The sequence below is a fragment of the Sulfitobacter sp. 1A15106 genome (assembly GCF_043556995.1).
Lineage (GTDB): Bacteria > Pseudomonadota > Alphaproteobacteria > Rhodobacterales > Rhodobacteraceae > Sulfitobacter > Sulfitobacter faviae.
This window is the reverse complement of sequence record NZ_JBIFFM010000031.1, coordinates 1-3,479: the sequence shown is the minus strand read 5'-3', so window position 1 is coordinate 3,479 and position 3,479 is coordinate 1. Positions and strand designations below refer to the sequence as shown.

Here is a 3,479-nt window from a genome sequence, read left to right as displayed (position 1 = left end):
GTAGTCTAGGAACTTATTAGGTTTGGCGATGACCTACTCTCCCACGTCTTAAGACGCAGTACCATCGGCGCTACGGCACTTAACGGCTGGGTTCGGGATGGGACCAGGTGTTTTGCTCGCGCTATGATCACCAAACCGAATAAATTCCTAGTCAGCGCTCTGCGCAGCAGAGCGGCGGCGGGAGGCGGGGTATCCGAAGGATGCCCGTTCCCGCTCCGTCTCTATTGGAGCGCAAAGCGTTGTTTGTCCAAGTCAGCACAACTGATTGTATGTGTATGCTTTTGATCAGTAAGCAGTCTTGCTTCTACTGGATCAAATCAAGCCTATCGAGCAATTAGTACCAGTCAACTGAACGTATTACTACGCTTACATCTCTGGCCTATCGACGTGGTGGTCTACCACGGCTCTCAGGGATACCTTGTTTTGAGGGGGGCTTCCCGCTTAGATGCCTTCAGCGGTTATCCTGTCCGATCATAGCTACCCAGCACTGCAATTGGCATTACAACTGGTCCACCAGTGGATCGTTCACCCCGGTCCTCTCGTACTAGGGGCAACTCCTCTCAAGTATCCTACACCCACGGAAGATAGGGACCGAACTGTCTCACGACGTTCTAAACCCAGCTCACGTACCTCTTTAAACGGCGAACAGCCGTACCCTTGGGACCTGCTCCAGCCCCAGGATGAGATGAGCCGACATCGAGGTGCCAAACACTGCCGTCGATATGGACTCTTGGGCAGTATCAGCCTGTTATCCCCGGCGTACCTTTTATCCGTTGAGCGATGGCCCTCCCACTTGGGACCACCGGATCACTATGGCCGTCTTTCGACTCTGCTCGACTTGTCAGTCTCGCAGTCAGGCTGGCTTCTGCCATTGCACTCAACGAGCGATTTCCGACCGCTCTGAGCCAACCTTCGCGCGCCTCCGTTACGATTTAGGAGGCGACCGCCCCAGTCAAACTACCCGCCACACAGGGTCCCGGAACCGGATAACGGTCCGCGGTTAGACATCAAGCAGAACAAGGGTGGTATCTCAAGGGAGGCTCCACCGAGACTGGCGTCTCGGTTTCAAAGCCCACCACCTATCCTGCACATGTTCGGCCTAATGCCAGTGTGAAGCTGTAGTAAAGGTGCACGGGGTCTTTCCGTCTAACCGCGGGTAACCGGCATCTTGACCGGTAATTCAATTTCGCTGAGTCTATGTTGGAGACAGCGGGGAAGTCGTTACGCCATTCGTGCAGGTCGGAACTTACCCGACAAGGAATTTCGCTACCTTAGGACCGTTATAGTTACGGCCGCCGTTTACCTGGGCTTCAATTCAGAGCTCTCACTCCTCCTTTTAACCTTCAGGCACCGGGCAGGCGTCAGACCCTATACGTCGTCTTGCGACTTCGCAGAGCCCTGTGTTTTTAATAAACAGTCGCCACCCCCTGGTTTGTGCCCCCAGCCCCTAGTTGCCTAGGAACCGGGCCTCCTTCTCGCGAACTTACGGAGGTATTTTGCCGAGTTCCTTCAACATAGTTCTCTCAAGCGCCTTGGTATTCTCTACCTGTCCACCTGTGTCGGTTTAGGGTACGATCTGATGATGGAGCTATTTCCAGGGACCGCTCAGCAGCCCATCCAATCCGATAAGGATGAACTACCCCTGCGATCCGTCACTTCCATCTGGCCCAGGAATATTAACCTGGTTCCCATCGACTACGCCTTTCGGCCTCGCCTTAGGGGTCGGCTTACCCTGCTCAGATTAGCTTTAAGCAGGAACCCTTGGACTTTCGGCGAGAGTGTCTCTCACACTCTTTGTCGCTACTCATGTCATCATTCTCACTAGTGATCTCTCCACCGGATCGCTCACGCGCCAGCTTCACAGAAAGCTCCGCGTGTCCAATACGTCCCGAGGGACGATAAGGACACATGGAACTATGTCACACTACGCTCTGCTACCATGCAATAAATGCATCCTCGGCTTCGGCTCATGGCTTGAGCCCCGTTACATCTTCGCCGCAAGACAACTTATTTAGACCAGTGAGCTGTTACGCTATCTTTAAAGGATGGCTGCTTCTAAGCCAACCTCCTGGTTGTTTTGGTCGTCTCACCTGCTTTCCCACTTAGCCATGAATTAGGGGCCTTAGCCGGAGGTCAGGGTTGTTTCCCTCTCCACGACGGACGTTAGCATTCGCCGTGTGTCTGCCATCCAGTACTCCTCGGTATTCGGAGTTTGGTTAGGATCAGTAAGCCTGTGGGGCCCCATTACCCATCCAGTGCTCTACCCCCGAGGGTATTCGGATGACGCTCTACCTAAATAGATTTCGCAGAGAACCAGCTATCTCCGAGTTTGATTGGCCTTTCACCCCTAGGCACAGCTCATCCCGATCTTTTTCAACAGATGTGGGTTCGGTCCTCCAATAAGTGTTACCTTATCTTCAACCTGGCCATGCCTAGATCACTCGGTTTCGGGTCTGATCCCACGAACTCGACGCCCTATTAAGACTCGCTTTCGCTGCGCCTACACCTAACGGCTTAAGCTTGCTCGTGAGACCAAGTCGATGACCCATTATACAAAAGGTACGCTGTCACATCGCAAGGATGCTCCAACTGATTGTAGGCGTTCGGTTTCAGGTACTGTTTCACTCCCCTCGTCGGGGTGCTTTTCACCTTTCCCTCACGGTACTGGTTCACTATCGGTCAGTAAGGAGTACTTAGCCTTCGAAGGTGGTCCTCCGATCTTCAGACAGAATTTCACGTGTTCCGCCCTACTTAATACGTCCAATCATGCTTCTTATACGGGACTATCACCCACTTTGGTTGCGCATTCCAACGCATTCTAACCACACTCATGGCTCGGCTGGTCCCCGTTCGCTCGCCGCTACTAGGGGAGTATCATATTGATTTCCTTTCCTCCGGGTACTTAGATGTTTCAGTTCCCCGGGTTTGCCTTTTTAACCCTATATATTCAGGTTAAAAATACCTGGTTTACCAAGTTATTAGCTGCACCGAAGTGCAGTAATAACAAAGTATCAGGTGGGTTGCCCCATTCAGAAATCCATGGATCAAAGCTTATTCTCAGCTCCCCATGGCTTATCGCAGAGTATCACGTCTTTCATCGCCTCTTACTGCCAAGGCATTCACCAAACGCCCTTTTCGCGCTTGATTTGATCCAGAAAAAGCAAGACTTAGCGCCTCGCGCGAAGATCAGAAGCTGGTAAGAAACTGACCCTCTTATTCTGCATCAAAAGCATACTTTACCCGCCCAGACTGTCGTCTGGACAATGAGCGATGCAGATAGCTGCCATCCGTGCAGGAGGCAGCGTCACCGCTCTGGTTAGTGTACTTGACTTGGACAACATATTCGTTTCAGCCGCGATATGCTTGAAAGACCGAGGAAACAGCCCGTCAAACACCGGCCCCGAAGGGCAGCAACTGAGATCATCACCTAACGCGGTGAGATCAAACATGTTGTTAGTATCTCTCTTTACGATGTCAAT

At 52.3% G+C, this 3,479-nt stretch carries 1 protein-coding gene and 2 rRNA genes; all 3 read right to left on the bottom strand.

The window, feature by feature from the left end:
• Positions 1-20: 20 nt before the first annotated feature.
• Positions 21-135: ribosomal RNA gene (gene rrf / locus ACGYKA_RS19960) — 5S ribosomal RNA — on the bottom strand.
• 178 nt (positions 136-313) lie between these two features.
• A 23S ribosomal RNA gene (locus ACGYKA_RS19955) occupies positions 314-3,147 on the bottom strand.
• Between the two features lie 89 nt (positions 3,148-3,236).
• On the bottom strand, positions 3,237-3,479 hold a 243-nt coding region (locus tag ACGYKA_RS19950; RefSeq protein WP_394439872.1), incomplete at its 5' end, for a hypothetical protein.